Raw genomic sequence first — 292 nt, 5'->3', positions numbered from 1 at the left:
GTCGCGGCCATCATCGGCCCGTCGGGTTCCGGCAAGTCGACGATCCTCAGAACCATCAACGGCCTGACCCCGGTCGATCACGGCGTGATCCAATTGGGCGACATCACGGTCACCGATCCGAAGGTCGACAAGGTGGCGCTGCGCCATCGCGTCGGCATGGTGTTTCAGCAGTACAATCTGTTCCCGCATAAGACCGTGCTGGAAAACGTCGCCATGGCGCCGATCCAGGTTTTGAAGGAACCGCGCAAGGACGTCGAGGAGAGGGCGCGCAACCTGCTTGCCGGGATGCGCC

1 protein-coding gene is annotated in these 292 nt (G+C 62.7%); it reads left to right on the top strand.

The window, feature by feature from the left end:
- On the top strand, positions 1-292 hold a 292-nt coding region (locus EN852_RS39460; protein ID WP_135879948.1), incomplete at both ends, for an ATP-binding cassette domain-containing protein.

Source organism: Mesorhizobium sp. M2E.F.Ca.ET.209.01.1.1 (assembly GCF_004010375.2).
GTDB lineage: Bacteria > Pseudomonadota > Alphaproteobacteria > Rhizobiales > Rhizobiaceae > Mesorhizobium.
The sequence above is the reverse complement of the archived record's forward strand: the minus strand, read 5'-3'. Positions and strand labels throughout refer to the sequence as shown.